Genomic DNA, 17545 nt, shown 5'->3' with positions numbered 1-17545 from the left:
CGTAATTTTCTTTTTTATTGTCATTATTCATAGTCGCGTCTTATTGTTATTGAAGATCGAAATTTAGCCATTTATTGTAATACAAATTTGGTGGTATGTTGGTTCTGGATGCGTAGTGTCCATATCGTAAACTGTATTTTATGTATCCATGATACGCTATGAGATTGCTGTAGGTGGGCGCAGCAGTACCTTAATTTTTTCTTAATGCCCTTGGCACGAAAAACCGCTGCCACATTCGGTAAAACACCCCAAATATCAGACCAATAATATTATCGTGACTGGTCTCACCAACAGCCCCATATTTGACGGGATTATTGACGGCGTCTTCTTCTACATAAGTGCCAAACCAGCGATCAAAAATAATAAGAACGCCGCCATAATTTTGGTCAATATATTCGTCATTAGTACCATGATGGGCGCGGTGGTTGGATGGGGTGTCAAAAATATACTCAACCCATTTTGGAAATTTTCCCACCGTCTCGGTATGGATAAAGAACTGATAAATCAAATCTAACGCATAAAAGAAAAATACCCAGATAGGATGCACACCCAACAACATCAGCGGGACGAAAAATAACCACCAGCCTGTCACCGAGTACAGCAAGCTTTGACGCATGGCAGTGGATAGGTTCATCTTATCATCTGAATGGTGCACGACATGCGCTGACCAAAACCAATTCATGCGGTGTGAGGCACGGTGAAACCAGTAATAGCTGAACTCAACCGCGACAAATATGGGTATGGCTGTCAGCCATTTCACCTCAATAGTGAACAGTCGGTATTGATATAGCCACAGGCAAATAGGCAGCACAATAAGTGCTTGGACAATCAATTCAAATCCGAGATAAGAGCCGCCCAAGCTAAAATTGGTCATCGCACGGCGCCAGCTAAAGCTTTCATTTTTCCCACGCTTAGACTGATAAAACCACTCTGCCAAAAACAATAAGAAAAATGGGCCACCAGCTAGCGGTAACAGCCATTCTTGCCAGTGAGCAGGTAAGATACTTGCCAGCATTGGCTGCCATGACTCTGGTGCAGCGGTTAAGATACTTTGGTTTAACGCCTCTTTGTAATTATCCAATATCTGACCATACTCACCTGATGTTAAGAGGGTGTTGTCTGTTGACATATTTGGCTCCTAGCCACTATAAAACATCCTTGTTACCCAAGAGATAACTATTTTCTATATTACTGATTTATTTTGTCCTTTTTATAAAAATAATTTTTATTAAGTATCGCATTCAAAAACTTTAAGAATCAATATCTACCAAGCCAATTTTTCGCGCAGAGAGCGCTGTTTGCCACTGCTGATAGCGTACAGCTTGCTTATCCACTGGTTCATCCTCATGTGTCAAATCAGCATCACTAAGCAGCTGTACAATAAGACCATCTTTTGCATGAGCGGCGATTTGATCAAGTTTGCGTAGCGTACCGCGGTCAGGCAGCGCTTTGCTATGGATACCTAATAGGACTTGCACAGGGTGCTCGTCTAAGTAGTTTTTTAGCCGTGCCATATCCTCACGATCATCAACGATACCAAAATTCTCAATCTCACTTGATTCTGAAAAATCATGACGGTCATTAGTCAACCCTGACTGCCACCATTTATCCTGATTTGAAGGATATTCAAGCAAGGCGACCAGTTTCTTGCCTGCACTTACCGCCGCTTTGGGCGCGACAGGTGCGGGTGCTTCCGTAAAGTCATCTGCATCAACCACCTGACGCTGCCAAAAATTTATGATCTTTTGATAATACGGTTGCTTGATATCCAAGCGCATTTTTTTGCGGCGGAACATCAAAGCACAAAATACCCACGCTATCGCACGCGGGACAATACCGTACATCAGCAAGCTACCGACTAGCAATCCTGCCCACTGCCGCGCCACAGACAATGGCATCGCTTCTGTGACCAACCTGCTTTGCGCAATCGCTGTACTATCTGGCACATCAAAACCAACCATGCCTGGTAGCCAGCCGAGTATTTGCGTTAAGCTCACCAGCGCCTGATCAGAGAGTAGGGTCGACTCCCAGCTAAAGCTATACTGACGCACAATCAATAAAAATATAATCGCAAGCAGCATGCCAGTCAACGTCGCAAGCCATAACTGATGGCTAAACCGGCCCAAATACCAGCGCATACCGCTATGCTGTAATTGGCGCTCATACAGATCGACGGCCGCTTTGGTCACATCGTCTTTGCCGCGTATGAGATAGCTGGGACTGACAAAGCTGGCAAACCAACTGGGCGCTTGCTGGTCTCGCTGGTCTCGATTGATGAGTGTCATCACCAGCCAGCCACCAAGCATAATAGTATGAAAACCAAGCAAGCAAACCAAGACATAAAAGAAGTTCACCACATTGGACTGCAATAGCGTGAACAGTCCCAAAAATCCCGAGATGCACCACACCACACTCATGACGATCATGATGCCTTTTATGCGGCCATCTATTTTGCCCAGTACCCGCGCAAGCGCGCCATTGCTATCGATGCGTGAGGCCCGTCGATGCAGCTTTTGGATAGGTGTGCCATCCTCACTCTGTAGCTTTTCCGTGATCAGTAACGGGTCAGTGGCAAAGACGTGCTGATCAGTCTCTAAGGCACGTACTAGCTCGGTCAGTTGGTCTTGGGGTGATAGCATAAGGCGCTGATATCCGTATAAGAACGTCAATATAAATAATGGAAAGCAAAAATGCGGGTTTAATCGCTAAAAAGTATTGTAGCGTATATAGAATGAGAATAATGTCTATGATTTTTATCATAGTAAACACTCGTAAAATCAGCCAAAATGAATAAACAAACCAACACGTGCTAAGAGCTGTATAAAAAGAGTGAGGGTAGCATATGAATAATAAAACCTATCTTATCATCGGCGGAACGGGCGGTATTGGTCAGGCCATGGTCAAGCAGCTGGTACAAGAGTCAGCTGCCGATCAAACTGACGGCGCATCTGCTAAAAGACATAGTACACAAGTATTCGCCACTTATCATCGCAGTGAGCCGAACTTTGAAGCAGAAAATCTACACTGGATACCCATGAATATCAGTGACGAAGACAGCATCCAAAAAAGCGGCCGACACCATCAAGCAGACAATGGGTCATGTCGATTGGGTAATCAACTGCGTGGGATTACTCCATACCAAGACGGCGCAGCCAGAAAAGGCCTTGAGGCAGATTGAAACGGAGTTCTTTTTACAGAACATGCAAATCAATGCACTAGCAAGCTTGCTGATAGCCAAGCATATCAAACCGTTGCTCGCCAAAGCTGAACGCAGCGCTGAGCATCCAGCTATTTTGCGACCATATCAGCTCGTGTCGGTAGTATCACGGACAATCAGCTAGGCGGCTGGTATAGTTATAGAATGAGCAAGGCGGCGCTCAATATGGGGATGAAAAACTTGAGTATCGAATGGGGCCGATCACTCAAAGAGGTGTGCGTAGTCGTTATGCAACCGGGAACCGTGAATACTCAACTGTCCGCGCCGTTTCAAGGCAATGTCGCTGAAGGACATCTATTCTCGCCAGCGTATAGCGCCGAGTGTTTATTGGAAGTGCTATCAGGGATGAAGGCTGCCCAATCAGGCAGTTTTGTCGATTGGGCAGGAGAGTCGATACCTTGGTAGTCAATACGTCAACAGAATGAGATATTAGTCACTGAGTCATTAGTAAGCCATAAATAAGTCCATAAACTCATTCACTGGCGTTTGCTCCAATTTTTCTTGATCGTTACACAGCTCAATGATTTGCTGACAACGACTGTCGATAAAGCGGGTGGCCAGACTGGCTCGGAACTTTGCCTCAAGTATAGGAATGCCCTCGGCACGGCGGCGTTTATGACCGATAGGATACTCGATGGCGACTTTTTCTGTGCTACTACCATCTTTGAAGAATATTTGAATGGCATTGGCAATAGAGCGCTTACTGGGGTCATGGTAATCTTTTGAATACTGTGCGTCTTCTTCTACCACCATTTTTCGCGTAGCTCATCGATTGATAAATGCTCTTCATGATAGTCATCTTCATAGTTCTCCGCCATCAGATCGCCTGTCAATAAGGGAACAGCCACCATATATTGTAAGCAGTGATCCCGATCAGCTGGGTTAGCAAGCGCGCCCTCTTTTGAGATGATGCGAATTGCTGAATCATGCGTGGTTAGAACAATTTTTCGATCTCATCAATTCGACCTCTCACATGTGGGTGCAAAATAACCGCCGCTTCACAAGCAGTCTGCGCATGAAATTCAGCGGGAAAGCTGATTTTAAATAAGATATTCTCCATCACATAACTGCCAAAGTCACGTTGAAAGGTAAATCGACGCTCGTCTTCGGGTTTGGTCGCAAGATCCTTATTGGTATGGCTAAACAGCACATCATAAAACCCCCATTGCGGTGCGGTTAGTGCGCCAGGGATACCCATTTCACCACGTGCAGTGATATCTACCAGCCGAACCGCGCGGCTGGTTGCATCACCTGCCGCCCATGATTTTCGGCTGCCCGCGTTGGGTGCATGACGATAGGTGCGCAGTGCCTGACCATCGACAATGGCTTGTGAGATGGCGGCCATGATGCGCTCGCGTGGCAGCTGATATAGTTTGGCGACGACCGCAGTTGAGGCTAATTTTACCAAAAACACATGATCAAGACCCACGCGGTTGAATGAGTTTTCGAGTGCCATGACGCCTTGAATTTCATGCGCCATGATCATCGCCTCGAGCACGGCTTTCATGGTCAGAGGTGCTTGCCCTTGGCTGATGTTTTTTTGACTGATATAGTCGGTGACCGCCAAGATGCCGCCCAAGTTATCAGACGGATGACCCCACTCAGCAGCGAGCCACGTATCATTATAGTCAAGCCAGCGTACCATACAGCCGATGTCAAAAGCGGCTTTGATGGGGTCTAGTCTATAGGATGTGCCAGGGACGCGAGCGCCATGCGGCGTTATTTGATCAGGGCAATCAGGCCCCAAGTGCTTGGTACACTCAGGGAAGCGCAGTGCCAGTAGTCCGCAGCCGATGGTATCCATGAGACAGTGGCGAGCAGTACGCCATGCATCAGTGGGGCTTGGTGACTCGTTATCTATGGAATAATTGAGCACATAATCGGCGATTTTTTGGATTTCATCGTCATATTCTGGACGGATATTGCTCTCTACCGTTGCCTCATTTGTATTTGAATGGGCTGTATCTGAATGGGTATTTGACATGGTTGTTTCCTCTTCCTTGAGTGTGCTAACTTTTCGCTTTGTTGACCCATGCTCGCAGTCATCCTTTTAAAGCGGTTATCATTCAAAAGTAGCATACTCAATATGGAACAACCAGACTGAATCGTGTTAAGAAGTAAAACTTTGTAGGCCGTTTAAATCATCAAATAGAGCAGACCTAAAATAAACAGCGCTGCTATAATAAACAGCAGGAAGCTTAAAACTTTGGTTGTGGTTGACGCAGTATCCACACTTTCTTTTCTTACTTTGTTTTTCTTAGCAACGTATAGCACCATCTTCACGTGCTCAATATTATCTTCAAGATAATGCTCACCTTCAGGTACAAAACCCAAAGACTCATAAAAACTGAGCAGGTAGGCCTGTGCCGAGATAATAATCGGACGCTTTTTACCGTATTTTTTGCGGCAATGAGCAATAGCTTGCGTCATTATTTGCCGCGCTAGGCCATCACCTCTGTGCTCTGATAACACAAGCACTCTACCGATGGCAGGCATGGCAGTGTGGTTGGTCTTCGCGGCTGGGTCGGCGACCGATAGATTGGATTTTAGTTTATTGAATTCAGGTGGAATGATACGGCAATATCCGACCAATGCAGCGTTTTGATGAGCAATCAAATGCAAGCAATCAAAATCGACCTCATCCATATCTTGATAAGCACAGTTTTGTTCGACGACGAACACTTGCGAGCGTGCTTTTAGGATATGGTAAAGGTCAACTGAGGTCAGCTCATCAAAGGTTTTGATAGAAAATTCACAATTCATAATGGGCAAGCTTCTGGCAATAGGCGGTAAAATAGGGGCATTATAACGATTTAGGCAGTCATTAACCATTCCCTAACCCTGTAGGGTCTGACTGATTTTGTCTAAATTTAAGCTATCAGACATGGCACTAAATATCTCAAAGTATTTGCCGCGTTGGGCATAAAGTACCTCATGGGTACCTGTCTCAACCACTTCGCCATTCTCTATGACTACCAGATCATCGGCGTCGATAATCTGAGCAATATTGTGCGAAACCATAATAACGGTACGATCTTTTTTGATCAGATCAAGGCTTTTTTTGACTTGCTGACTGGCGATAGCATCGAGACTGGCGGTCGGCTCGTCCAAAAACACAATCGGTGGATCTTTTAAAAACATCCTTGCCAGCGCGATACGCTGCTGCTGCCCACCTGATAACGACTTGGCAGTACTCTCGTAGCCATCAGCTAACCCCATAATTTGATCGTGTATCGAAGCTTTTTTTGCCGCTGCAATGATGTCATCAATGCTAGCGTTCATATCGCCATAGCGGATATTTTCACTGATCGTGCCCGAAAATATATGATTGCTTTGTAGCACCAGACCAATGTTTTGACGCAGCTCATGAGTATCACAGTCAGCCAAATCATGCCCGTCTAGGCAGATCGTGCCAGCGTCTGGGGCGTAGAATTTGACCAATAGATTGATAATCGTGCTCTTGCCAGCGCCAGAGAGGCCAACCAGCGCCGTGATACGGTTGGGCCTAATAGTGAAGCTGACGTCTTTGAGCGCTTGCGTCCCATTCGGATAAGTAAAGTCGACATGTTTAAGCTCGATATGACCTTTTAGGTTGTCGCTACTGATACCAGCGATGCTCTCGACTTGGCTGTCATCTTCTAAAATATCAAAAAAACCTTCGGCATAGGTCAATGCATTATTTATCTGGTCGTAGATGCGGTGTAATTGACGGATAGGGGCGGCGACATTTTGAAACAGCATGACATGAAACAAAATCATACCAATGGTCATCTCACCTTGTAGGACAAAATACGCGGTGAGCAAGATAATAACCACCACACCAATCTGCTCGATAAAGGTTTTGATGGCATCATAAACAAAACCAATACTGCGAATACGCAGCTGATTATCGGTCATTTCCTTTTGAATGGCTAAGTGCTTTTCTGCTTCTATCGACTCACGGACAAAGGATTTCACCACACTAATTGAGTTGATAAGCGAGATAACCAGTCCGCTTTTGGCTTCGCGAAACCCGCGCATTTGCCGACGAAACCCTTGTAGGCGCTTGGCTTGTTTTTGGCTGATGAAAAGTAAATGGGAATGATAATAAGACCGACCAAGCCTATCCAAAAATTGGTCGAAAACATGATGATAAGCGCCACGATTGCATTGGCAAACAGCGGTAGCATATCGATAAAGAAGTTTTGCACTAAACTGGTTAAGCTGCTGACGCCATAATCAATACGGGTTTGCAACTTGCCGCTGTCGTTTTCGCTACTGGTATAAAATGCCATCCGATAGGTCAAGATGCGCTCAATGATTTTTTGCGATAAATCACGTGATAGATTGATACGAATCTTTTCGCCGAAGAAGCTTTGCCCAAACGAGATGAATATCGATAATATCTCTTTGGTTAAGAGTACCGCACTGATAATGGTCAGCATACGCAGACCTGCCTGCCATGGCTCGGCAAGCGTGGCAATCTCAGTCAAAGTATCGACAGCATAACGCAACACAAAAGCATTGACCTGCGCGGTAAAGGAGCCTAGAGCAGTCAGCGCTAAGGTGGCGATAATAAGTAAGCGATAAGGCTTAGCAAATACCGCCAGTTTTTGAGGATATCCCACAGCAGCGCCCGCCGTTCTTTTTTTCTCGACTGGCGGTTTTTTGTCTAACTGTGCGCGGCGAGGTTGGGGAGATGTCGGCATAAAACTCTATCACAAATTGAAATAAGCCATGACGACGCTTAAAATGCATCCGCAGGCACAAAAACTTCACCAACCATGATACGCCTTGCTGAACGACTCATCGACACTTTTTTGGCTTGCCAGCGCCCATCGACCAGTTCGGTTTTTCCGCCAACGAGCAATGTCCCTGATGGATGACCAAAACGTACCTCTGACAAGTCGCCACCACCAGCAGCTTTGTTAACAAGCGTGCCTTGCGTGGTTGCTGCTGCAGCAATAGCGACTGCTGCTGTCCCCATCATGGCGTGATGCAGTTGACCCATACTCATGGCACGGACGACTAGATCAATCTCGTCTGCATCGACCGATTTACCACTAGAGGCGCTATAGCTCTGTGCGTTACCAACCCATGCGATTTTAGGAATGTGTTGGCTGGTTTGCGCCTCGCTCACATCTTTAAATAATCCCATCGCCACGCCGCCTGTGGCACGGATTTTTCAAGCTTGGTAAGTAGCTCACTATCACTATTAATGTCGCCTTGTAGCTCAGTACCCGTAAAGCCCAAATCTTCTGCGTTTATAAAGATGGTTGGGATACCTGCACTAATGAAGGTCGCTTTGATGCTATCAGCATTTAGACCGCAGCCTGATACATCGAAATCATCGACCAAATTGCCCGTCGGGAACATGTCGCTGGTGGCATCAACCGGATCGATAAACTCAATTTTGACTTCAGCTGCTGGGAAGGTGACACCGTCTAATTCAAAATCGCCCGTCTCTTGAACCTGTACTTTGTCATTTGCATCTTTATAGACTGGCACATGGGCAATAATGGTTTTACCAATATTTTCTTGCCAGATACGCACTTCACAAATTCCACTTTCAGCATTGTCATCGATACTATTAGCAATTTTGTCGGCATCAACTAGACCCATATTAATGGCACAGGCACCGACGGCTGCAGTTAAGTTACCACAGTTACCCGCCCAATCAATCATGGGCTTTGCGATATTAACTTGTCCAAACAGATAATTCACGTCATGATCTGGTCTGTCTGAGGCCGATAAGATAACGGTCTTTGAGGTACTAGAGCTGCCATTGCCTAAGCCATCGATCTGCTTACCGTAAGGATCTGGGCTACCGACGACGCGCAGCAAAAACTTATCACGTGACTCGCCAGCAACTTGGCATCGCTCAGGTAAATCAGATAATTTAAAAAACGTACCCTTTGAGGTACCGCCGCGCATATAGGTGGCAGGGACGGGGATTTGCGGGGCAAATTTTGATTTGGTCATTTTGAGAGTCCTTTTAATGATGTTACAATAGTGATATTAATTATTTAATTATATTGAAGTGATTTAACTATGGTTGAAACTAAGAAAACAATCTATTTAGATCAAAATGTTTTAACAGAGTTAAGAGTTGATAAGCTTTATACAAATGATTTGAAGTATATCCAAATATTAAAACTATTGACTTCTAATAAATACACCGTAGTTTACTCACGTGTAACTTTAATGGAAATCTATAATATAGATAACGATATTTATATAGATGAACACCTAAAAGCTCTCAAGCTACTAAACGCAATTTATTGGGACAGGCTGTTCACACCCAATGAACACAATGTGAATGTTATATATAAAAATTTTGTCAAAGTGCATGAAGGTAAGTTTTCTAGAAGTCTTCACACTAGTAAGGAAAAATTTATTAAAAGAATCAATGGTATAGATATTGGAATAACTACCAAAGATAGTTTTAATAGTATGCTTGGCGAAGCTGTCAGTATACCTTTCTCATACTTAGATAATAAAATACCCATTCTGAGGAAAGCAAATAAATATTTTTCAAAAAAAGCAGTCGAATTTACAATCAATTATTTTTCTAGCATGAGCAATGAGCTGCCAGATTTTGATCCAGTTAATTTTAGAGAATGTATCAAAATAGATACTGAAATTAAGTCAATAGAACCTGAACAAGCTATGTTCGTTATCATTAAAGCTTTGTGTGATTATGACCCTCACTTCATAAATATATTTCAATTTGATGCAAATAATATAGAAACTAAGATTGAATTCTTTTTAACTTCCTTAATTGGATCGGTTATTATTCTGATAAGTTCCAAAACGATACTAATAAAAAAGGTTTCCACGCTGCCTCTATGCGTGATGCAGCTCATGCTGGAACTGCTTGGCACTTTGACTATATAATTTCAGAGGATTACAAATTTAGGCAAAAACGAAAGCCTGTTACGCTTTCGTTGGCTCCTAAAACTAAAAGTACTTTCCGTTGACGAATTTTTATTATTACATTAGTCAGTGATGCGACTTTTAGACCGATATTGCTCAATAGATTTAGCCAAATGGGCAGCATTAGCAGATGACTTTAATAAATACAGTGTCTCCATCAAACCATTGTAATGAGCACTCGACATAACAACCGCATCATTATCGTTTTGACGATTTATGACTACTGCATCGGTACCATCATTCACCGTATCTAAAACGGCTTTAAAGTCTTTATTAGCGTCTGTAAAGCTGATAACTTTCATAATATTTTTCTTAATATAAAATTTTAATAAAATACAATCTATAGTAACTCTGCAAAATTGTGATGCTGGGTTAAAAACCCAGCCTACGCCAAACTCAAATAGTTAGAGAGTATAAGCTTAAAAAAACCGATGCCATATAGACACTCTATACAACATCGGCTCTGTATTACTTACAAGCTAAATCTTAAACGCTCAAAACGCTTAGGCCACTTCACCCGCTAAGAACTCTTTAGCAAAGCGTTGTAGCATACCGCCAGCGTTGTACATTTTTACTTCATCAGCCGTATCTAATCGGCAGATAACAGGCGCTTTATCAACACTGCCGTCTTTGCGATGAATGACCAGTGTCATATCGCCGCCAGCAGAGACATCTCCTTCGATATCGAAGATTTCTGTACCATCGATGTTGAGCGTCTCACGGTTGATACCAGGCGCAAACTGCACGGGTAGTGCGCCCATACCAACGAGGTTTTGACGATGAATACGCTCAAAGTCTTCAGCGACAACCGCTTCCACACCAGCGAGACGGACGCCTTTGGCCGCCCAGTCACGGCTTGAGCCTTGACCATAGCCATCACCTGCGATGATGATCAGCGGCTGCTCACGGTTCATGTAGGTTTCAATCGCCTCCCACATGCGCATGACTTGACCTTCTGGCTCAACACGCGCCAGTGAGCCTTGGATAACTTCACCATCTTCATCGCGTACCATTTCGTTCAATAGTTTAGGGTTGGCAAAGGTGGCACGTTGCGCGGTTAAATGGTCGCCGCGATGGGTCGCGTATGAGTTATAGTCTTCGGCAGGCAAGCCCATAGTGTCCAAATACTCGCCAGCTGCGGACGTACCAAGAATAGCATTTGATGGCGACATATGATCGGTTGTGATGTTATCACCTAATACGGCAAGCGGACGCATACCTTTTAGTTTGTTCATCGCTGCCATTTGACCTTCCCAATACGGCGGACGGCGAATATACGTGGTCATTTCACGCCAGTCGTACAATGGGCTTAACGCTTTGCCCGTATCTTTTTGGCCTCATCAAACATGGGGATATATACGGCATTAAACTGCACAGGCTTAACAGCAGAAGCAACAATGGCATCCACTTCTTCGTCATCAAACCAGATGTCTTTTAGATAGACATCATTGCCGTCTTGGTCTTTACCCAACGAGTCTTTTCAATATCAAAACGGATGTTACCAGCGATGGCATAAGCGATAACCAGTGGCGGCGATGCTAAAAATGCTTGCTTGGCATACGGATGGATACGACCGTCAAAGTTACGGTTACCAGATAGCACTGCCGTGGTGAACAAATCATTGTCGATGATTTCTTGCTCGATGTCAGGGTCAAGTGCACCGCTCATACCGTTACACGTCGTACAGGCAAAGCCTACTACATCAAAACCGATTTCTTGTAGCTCTGGCATTAGACCTGCTTCTTCTAAATACATTTTGACCGTTTTTGAGCCGGGTGCGAGTGAGGACTTAACCCACGGTTTACGCAATAGTCCTTTGGCATTCGCGTTACGAGCGACAAGACCTGCGGCCACCATGTTTCGTGGATTTGAGGTATTGGTACAGCTGGTAATCGCCGCGATAATCACTGCGCCATCTGGCATGAGACCATCTTTTGGTTCAGGGAGTTTTTGATCAGGCGCGTGGGCGATGCCTTTGGCTACCAAATCATCAGTAGATACACGGGCATGGGGACGCGACGGGCCTGCCATGTTACGACCGACTGATGACAAATCAAACTCAAGGACGCGTGCGTATTCGGCTTTTCCATGCCATCAGCCCATAGACCCGTTTGCTTAGCATACTGCTCAACCAGTTTAATCTGTTCCTCAGAACGACCCGTCAGACGTAGATAGTCAATGGTTTGCTCATCGATATAGAACATCGCAGCAGTGGCGCCATATTCAGGCGTCATGTTGGAGATAGAGGCGCGGTCACCGACACTTAGCTGGCGTGCACCGTCACCAAAGAACTCAATATAGGTAGAGACCACACCTGCATCACGCAAGAACTCCGTCATCGCCAGTACGAGATCCGTACCAGTAATGCCTTTTGCAGCTTGCCTGTTAATTTAACACCCACATAATCAGGCAGGCGCATATAAGAGGGGTTACCTAGCATGACGCTTTCGGCTTCTAGACCGCCCACACCGATTGAGATCACACCTAGGGCATCGACCATCGGCGTGTGGCTATCCGTACCGACCAACGTATCAGCGAATGCGACTTTTTCACCCGCTTTATTGTGTACGATTTGTACAACAGGTGACATTTTCTCTAGGTTGATCTGGTGCATGATGCCGTTACCCGGTGGTACGACGTTGACATTGTCAAAGGCATACTGGCACCAGTTGATGAAGTGAAAACGGTCATCGTTACGGCGCTCTTCAATCGCACGGTTTTTCTCAAAGGCGTCTTCTTCAAAGCCTGCGTGCTCAACGGCCAATGAATGGTCAACGATCAGCTGAGTGGGCACGATAGGGTTTACCTTAGACGGATCACCGCCTTGCTCAGCGATGGCATCACGCAAGCCTGCTAAATCAACAAAGGCCGTCTGACCCAAGATATCATGACAAACGACGCGGGCAGGGTACCAAGGAAAATCTAAATCTTGCTTACCCTCGATATGCTGCTTTAACGCTGCCGTTAAATCCTCTGGTGGGCAACGGCGCACTAGGTTCTCACACAATACTTTTGAGCAGAACGGTAGCTTGTCATAAGCACCTGCTTCGATGCGCTCGACCGCTTCGCGAGTGTCAAAGTAGTAAAGGTCAGTATCAGGAAGTGGTTTTTGAACTCATCGTTCATGGGTTGTACGAGGGCGTTGTCCATAAGTCACCTTTGGCTGTTGGCTAATTTTGATAAGTAGTTAAACGTCGATATTAGATAAAAATTCATTCCTTTAGCAAAATCATCGTTCGTTATTGCAGGCTTTGCTAAAGAATCGATATTGAAAGTTAAGATGGCATGATCTATAAAAAAATAGCGTATGACGATCAAACCTAAAAATATCATAGCTAGGCTCAATCGACATACCTGTATCAGCTAGCACTGCCGCTAGCTGATAATAAGTACGTAACAATAGCTACTTAAAAGAAATCAACTTAACGCGCACTCATATCTGGTACAGGACGCAGCTCTTCACCCGTATATTCGGCACTTGGGCGAATGATACGGTTGTTGGCACGTTGCTCAAATACGTGAGCGGCCCAGCCAGTCAAGCGTGAACAGACAAATATTGGCGTGAAGAGTTTGGTTGGGATACCCATAAAGTGATAGGCTGATGCATGGAAAAAGTCAGCATTGGCAAACAATTTTTTCTCGCGCCACATCACGTCTTCAACACGCACAGACACAGGGTAGAGCACCTCGTCACCAACATCAGCGGCCAGTTTTTCAGACCATTGTTTGATGACGACGTTACGTGGATCTGATTCGCTATAGATGGCATGACCAAAGCCCATGATTTTGTCTTTACGTGCTAGCATGGCCATCATCTCTGTCTCGGCTTCATCAGCTGAGCTAAAGCCCTCAATCATATCCATCGCCGCTTCATTCGCGCCGCCATGCAATGGACCACGTAGTGAACCGATTGCGCCAGTGATACAAGAATGGATATCAGATAAAGTAGACGCACAGACACGCGCAGTAAAGGTCGAGGCGTTGAACTCGTGCTCTGCATACAAGATAAGCGACACGTTCATGACCTTTTCGTGCAGCTCGTTTGGTTTTTCACCTTTGAGCAGATGCAAAAAATGACCGCCGATGGTCGCATCATCCGTCTCAGTCTCGATACGCACGTTATCATGGCTAAAGCGGTACCAGTAGTTGATGATTGAGGGGGAATGCGGCAAGCATACGATCAGTTTTATCGTTTTGCTGAGCGAAATCCGTTTCGCTCTCAAGGTTGCCCAGCATTGAGCAACCAGTACGTAGCACATCCATTGGATGCGCATCGCTTGGAATACGTTCAAGCACGTCTTTTAATGCTTGTGGTAGGCCGCGCAGGCTTTTGAGCTTAGCTTGATAATTCTCAAGCTCGCTTTGCGTAGGTAAATTACCGTATAGCAGTAAATACGCGACTTCTTCAAAAATACATTTATCCGCCAGCTCTGATACGTCATAGCCGCGATAGGTCAGACCAGAGCCCGATTTGCCAACGGTCGATAATGCTGTCTTGCCAGCGACTTGTCCGCGAAGTCCTGCACCTGAAAGTTCTTTCTGTGCTGCCATGTCTACATTCCTTTTGTGGGTAGCTTTTTATATTGTTAAGTGAAAATACTGCTTATTATGATTATTTATTGTCCGCAAACAGCTTGTCTAAGGTTTGCTCAAACTCGTGATAGTTTAAGAAATCATAAAGCTCCATGCGCGTCTGCATGGTATCGACGACTTTTTCTTGCGTACCGTCATCGAGCAAGTGCTGATAGACATTCAATGCCGCTTTATTCATGGCGCGGAAAGCGGATAGTGGGTACAGCACCATATCGACGCCCACACCGTACAGCTGGTCAGTGGTATACAGATCGGTTTGACCAAACTCGGTCATATTGGCGAGGACGGGAATGTCGAGTACATCGGTAAATTTACGATACATCTCGATATCGGTCAGCGCTTCTGCAAAGATCATGTCTGCACCTGCTTCGGCAAAGGCAACGGCACGTTCAACAGCAGCGTCTAAGCCCTCGACTGATAACGCATCAGTACGAGCCATCACCACAAAATCAGAATCCGTTTTCGCATCCAATGCCGCCTTTAGGCGATCAACCATTTCTGAGATACTGACGATTTCTTTGTTAGGACGGTGACCACAGCGCTTTTGCGCGACTTGGTCTTCGATATGGACGGCTGCCACGCCTGCCTTTTCCATTTTTTTGATGGTTTGAGCAATGTTGAACGCACCGCCAAAGCCGGTATCAATATCGACAAGTAGCGGGGTATCGACTGCATCCGTAATACGGCGAGCGTCTTCTAGCACGTTATCAAGGCTGGTCATACCCAAGTCAGGTAAACCAAATGACGCGTTTGCCACACCGCCACCAGAGAGATACAGCGCTTGGTGACCGACTTGGGTCGCCATCATCGCGGTGTAGGCATTGATCGCGCCTGCAATTTGTAGTGGCTGGTTATTATCATTTTTTTGTTTAAGCGCACTGCGAAAGCGTGCACCTGCTGAGAGTGAGGTCATGTGAGTATCCTTTCATGAGCTTGTATGGATATAAAATAATCTCGTTGTTGTCACTGATTATACCCAATTATCCACGTCTGCAAAGGTTAGCTTGTAGATTATTGTTTATTATATTTAATGATTAATTGTAGTTAATTTAATATTATTCATAAAACAAATAGCATTATGTATTTTTCAATACTTCGCTATCATAAGTATTCATATTAGCCAAATATTCAAATATTAAGAGGCTTTATAATTTACATTTAGTTACAATTATAACGGGCATATTGCTCTACAAATTGTCCTGTTCCTACCAAAAAGCCCTAACAGCTGAGCTATTAGGGCTTTATTTATCATGAGCTTAAAAAAAGACTAAGTTTAAGCAAATAAACCTGCCAAATTGGCTAAGAACAATAAGGCAAATCCTGCCAAGAATATCAAGCCTGCGATAGACAGAGCGTTCATACCGGCGGACAGTTTTTTATGTTTCTTAACCAATGAGTAGTTGAGCCAGCCAAAGATAGGCGCAGAGACAAACGCCGATATCATGGCAAACTTAAGCATTGCACCCAATTGTCCCGTGAAGAACGTAATAATCACAAGCCCGCCACCGATAGCGTATGTCGTCCAAAAAGCGATTTGCTTTTTATTGATTTCGCTTTCGCCTTTTAGCAAACGCCAGCACTCAGCATTGGCACGGCCGTAGCCGTCGGCACAAGTAATCGTGGTGCCAAACATACACATGAAGGCGACGAACGCTACCAGCAATCGTGACCATTCACCGATAGTTGCCGTATACATATTGATTAACTGGTTGATATAAGCGCCGCCGACCAACTCAATCTCTTGTCCTGAACCATACTGGACAAACACACCAAGCGATAAGAAAAACAAGGCTAGAATCGCTGAAACGGCATAACCGACATTAAAGTCGAGCAAGCCTTGCTTGTGCGTGGTGTGATCGGTTTTGACTTTGGCAGAGGTCCACATAGAAGTAATCGCGGCAAACTCAAGCGGTGCTGGCATCCAGCCCATGAGTGCGACGATGAAACCGAGTGTCGCTAGGTTCCAAGGAGACACAGCAATAAAATCTGCTGCCATAACCGTGGGCTTGCCAGCGGCAATCATGACTGCGGCAACGGTAGCTGCCGTCAAAGCAATCATAATCCATTTAGTCACGCCATCGAGCAATTTATAATGACCGGCTATCAAAAGAACCAAGAGACGGCTACGATGATCATAGACAGCACCATCGTCGATAACTCAAGAGAGGCGGGTAGCATAAAGCCTAAAATCACCGCTGCAATTAGCGAGACCGCACCCGTACTGATGACCGCTGATAAGATAGAGAGGATAAAATATACCCAAAGATACACTTTTGAGCGCTTGGCGTAGCCTGCAATCAAGCTCTCCGCCCGTATCGTAAACATAATCGGTTGCAAAGCGAAAAACGGATATTTAAATACGTTGGCTAAAACAATCATAATCGCCAACTGCCAGCCATATATAGCACCAGCCTGCGTCGATGAAATCAGATGCGAGCCACCGATTGCAGCGGTCGCCATCAAAATACCGGGGCCAAAGATACGCCAACTAAAAGCCTTCTTGTTGCTCAGTAACGATATCGTCAGTGGTACTTGGGTTGTTGAGTGGTTGTGTGGACATGAATACCTCGAAATGGTTAAAACGGCAAAACATCACTTACCTGTGTCAGTTTGCCAGTGATCACTAGACAACCGCTTTAGACATGTTTATACGTGCTTTTTTATAAAACGATTAATCTTGTATCGACTTTAGCACACCAATACGATTCAGGAGAATGATTATTCTATTTATTAACAGTGATAGTTATTACTATTTGTTTGCATTGCCATTCTTTTTGGTTGGCATATTAATCTGATAATATCAAGTATTAGGGCAGATTA

10 protein-coding genes and 6 pseudogenes are annotated in these 17545 nt (G+C 45.0%); 4 read left to right on the top strand and 12 right to left on the bottom strand.

Annotated features, from left to right (window positions below):
* Positions 1-190: 190 nt before the first annotated feature.
* Together PKHYL_RS08545 and PKHYL_RS08540 are read right to left on the bottom strand one after the other, a co-directional pair.
* The gene (locus PKHYL_RS08545; protein WP_240364933.1) at positions 191-1129 is read right to left on the bottom strand and encodes a sterol desaturase family protein; all 939 of its coding nucleotides are present in this window, start codon (positions 1127-1129) and stop codon (positions 191-193) included.
* Between the two features lie 121 nt (positions 1130-1250).
* Positions 1251-2639 carry a DUF2868 domain-containing protein gene (locus PKHYL_RS08540; protein WP_071001547.1) on the bottom strand — a complete coding sequence of 463 codons (1389 nt, stop codon included), beginning with the start codon at positions 2637-2639 and terminating at the stop codon, positions 1251-1253.
* Between the two features lie 203 nt (positions 2640-2842).
* Here PKHYL_RS08540 and PKHYL_RS08535 point away from each other — a divergent pair, with 203 nt between their 5' ends.
* Genes PKHYL_RS08535 through PKHYL_RS08525 form a run of 3 tightly spaced genes read left to right on the top strand, consistent with a single transcriptional unit; the run spans position 2843 to position 3622 of the window.
* Complete coding sequence (locus tag PKHYL_RS08535; RefSeq protein WP_240364932.1) at positions 2843-3178, top strand: KR domain-containing protein; 336 nt, start codon at positions 2843-2845, stop codon at positions 3176-3178.
* Positions 3165-3341, top strand: a complete 177-nt coding sequence (locus tag PKHYL_RS08530) for a hypothetical protein (protein ID WP_240364931.1) — start codon at positions 3165-3167, stop codon at positions 3339-3341. Before PKHYL_RS08535 ends, PKHYL_RS08530 begins: the two co-directional genes overlap by 14 nt.
* A 41-nt stretch (positions 3342-3382) precedes the next feature.
* Positions 3383-3622 (top strand): hypothetical protein, encoded by a 240-nt coding sequence (locus PKHYL_RS08525; protein ID WP_240364930.1) that lies wholly within the window; start codon positions 3383-3385, stop codon positions 3620-3622.
* A gap of 39 nt (positions 3623-3661) precedes the next feature.
* Here the strand turns inward: PKHYL_RS08525 and PKHYL_RS17480 are convergent.
* From PKHYL_RS17480 to prpF, 5 genes and pseudogenes are all read right to left on the bottom strand, one after another.
* Positions 3662-4125 (bottom strand): annotated as a pseudogene (locus tag PKHYL_RS17480) (hypothetical protein).
* A gap of 26 nt (positions 4126-4151) precedes the next feature.
* Positions 4152-5201 (bottom strand): 2-methylcitrate dehydratase, encoded by a 1050-nt coding sequence (gene prpD, locus PKHYL_RS08520; protein WP_269778125.1) that lies wholly within the window; start codon positions 5199-5201, stop codon positions 4152-4154.
* Positions 5202-5353: 152 nt separating this feature from the next.
* Positions 5354-5980 (bottom strand): GNAT family N-acetyltransferase, encoded by a 627-nt coding sequence (locus PKHYL_RS08515; RefSeq protein ID WP_093070929.1) that lies wholly within the window; start codon positions 5978-5980, stop codon positions 5354-5356.
* 72 nt (positions 5981-6052) lie between these two features.
* A pseudogene (locus PKHYL_RS08510) lies at positions 6053-7824 on the bottom strand (ABC transporter ATP-binding protein).
* 119 nt (positions 7825-7943) lie between these two features.
* Positions 7944-9178, bottom strand: a pseudogene (gene prpF, locus PKHYL_RS08505) (2-methylaconitate cis-trans isomerase PrpF).
* A 69-nt stretch (positions 9179-9247) separates the two neighbouring features.
* Between prpF and PKHYL_RS08500 the strand changes: the two are divergent.
* Positions 9248-10093: a hypothetical protein gene (locus tag PKHYL_RS08500; protein WP_240364928.1), complete on the top strand. Its 846-nt coding sequence runs from the start codon at positions 9248-9250 to the stop codon at positions 10091-10093.
* Positions 10094-10194: 101 nt separating this feature from the next.
* On the opposite strand, the gene PKHYL_RS08495 is transcribed toward PKHYL_RS08500, so the two are convergent.
* The 5 genes and pseudogenes from PKHYL_RS08495 to PKHYL_RS08475 all read right to left on the bottom strand — a co-directional run bounded on the left by PKHYL_RS08495 (position 10195) and on the right by PKHYL_RS08475 (position 17251).
* The gene (locus tag PKHYL_RS08495; RefSeq protein WP_093070906.1) at positions 10195-10434 is read right to left on the bottom strand and encodes a type II toxin-antitoxin system Phd/YefM family antitoxin; all 240 of its coding nucleotides are present in this window, start codon (positions 10432-10434) and stop codon (positions 10195-10197) included.
* 201 nt (positions 10435-10635) lie between these two features.
* Positions 10636-13244 (bottom strand): annotated as a pseudogene (acnD, locus tag PKHYL_RS08490) (Fe/S-dependent 2-methylisocitrate dehydratase AcnD); the annotation flags it as partial.
* Positions 13245-13554: 310 nt separating this feature from the next.
* Positions 13555-14683, bottom strand: a pseudogene (prpC, locus tag PKHYL_RS08485) (bifunctional 2-methylcitrate synthase/citrate synthase).
* Between the two features lie 61 nt (positions 14684-14744).
* Positions 14745-15638, bottom strand: a complete 894-nt coding sequence (gene prpB / locus PKHYL_RS08480; RefSeq protein WP_071001557.1) for a methylisocitrate lyase — start codon at positions 15636-15638, stop codon at positions 14745-14747.
* Between the two features lie 360 nt (positions 15639-15998).
* A pseudogene (locus PKHYL_RS08475) lies at positions 15999-17251 on the bottom strand (NRAMP family divalent metal transporter).
* Positions 17252-17545: the final 294 nt, after the last annotated feature.

The sequence above is a fragment of the Psychrobacter sp. KH172YL61 genome, assembly GCF_007182895.1.
In the GTDB taxonomy this organism is placed as follows: Bacteria; Pseudomonadota; Gammaproteobacteria; order Pseudomonadales; family Moraxellaceae; genus Psychrobacter; species Psychrobacter pacificensis.
Note: the sequence above shows the minus strand (reverse complement) of the source record. Positions and strands in the feature narration are given on the sequence as shown.

Excerpts from the sequence above, each read along its gene's own strand:
- PKHYL_RS08545 (WP_240364933.1), bottom strand. The coding sequence starts at position 1,129 with ATGTCAACAGACAACACCCTCTTAACATCAGGTGAGTATGGTCAGATA.
- PKHYL_RS08540 (WP_071001547.1), bottom strand. The coding sequence starts at position 2,639 with ATGCTATCACCCCAAGACCAACTGACCGAGCTAGTACGTGCCTTAGAG.
- PKHYL_RS08535 (WP_240364932.1), top strand. The coding sequence starts at position 2,843 with ATGAATAATAAAACCTATCTTATCATCGGCGGAACGGGCGGTATTGGT.
- PKHYL_RS08525 (WP_240364930.1), top strand. The coding sequence starts at position 3,383 with ATGGGGATGAAAAACTTGAGTATCGAATGGGGCCGATCACTCAAAGAG.
- prpD (WP_269778125.1), bottom strand. The coding sequence starts at position 5,201 with ATGTCAAATACCCATTCAGATACAGCCCATTCAAATACAAATGAGGCA.
- PKHYL_RS08515 (WP_093070929.1), bottom strand. The coding sequence starts at position 5,980 with ATGAATTGTGAATTTTCTATCAAAACCTTTGATGAGCTGACCTCAGTT.
- PKHYL_RS08500 (WP_240364928.1), top strand. The coding sequence starts at position 9,248 with ATGGTTGAAACTAAGAAAACAATCTATTTAGATCAAAATGTTTTAACA.
- PKHYL_RS08495 (WP_093070906.1), bottom strand. The coding sequence starts at position 10,434 with ATGAAAGTTATCAGCTTTACAGACGCTAATAAAGACTTTAAAGCCGTT.
- prpB (WP_071001557.1), bottom strand. The coding sequence starts at position 15,638 with ATGACCTCACTCTCAGCAGGTGCACGCTTTCGCAGTGCGCTTAAACAA.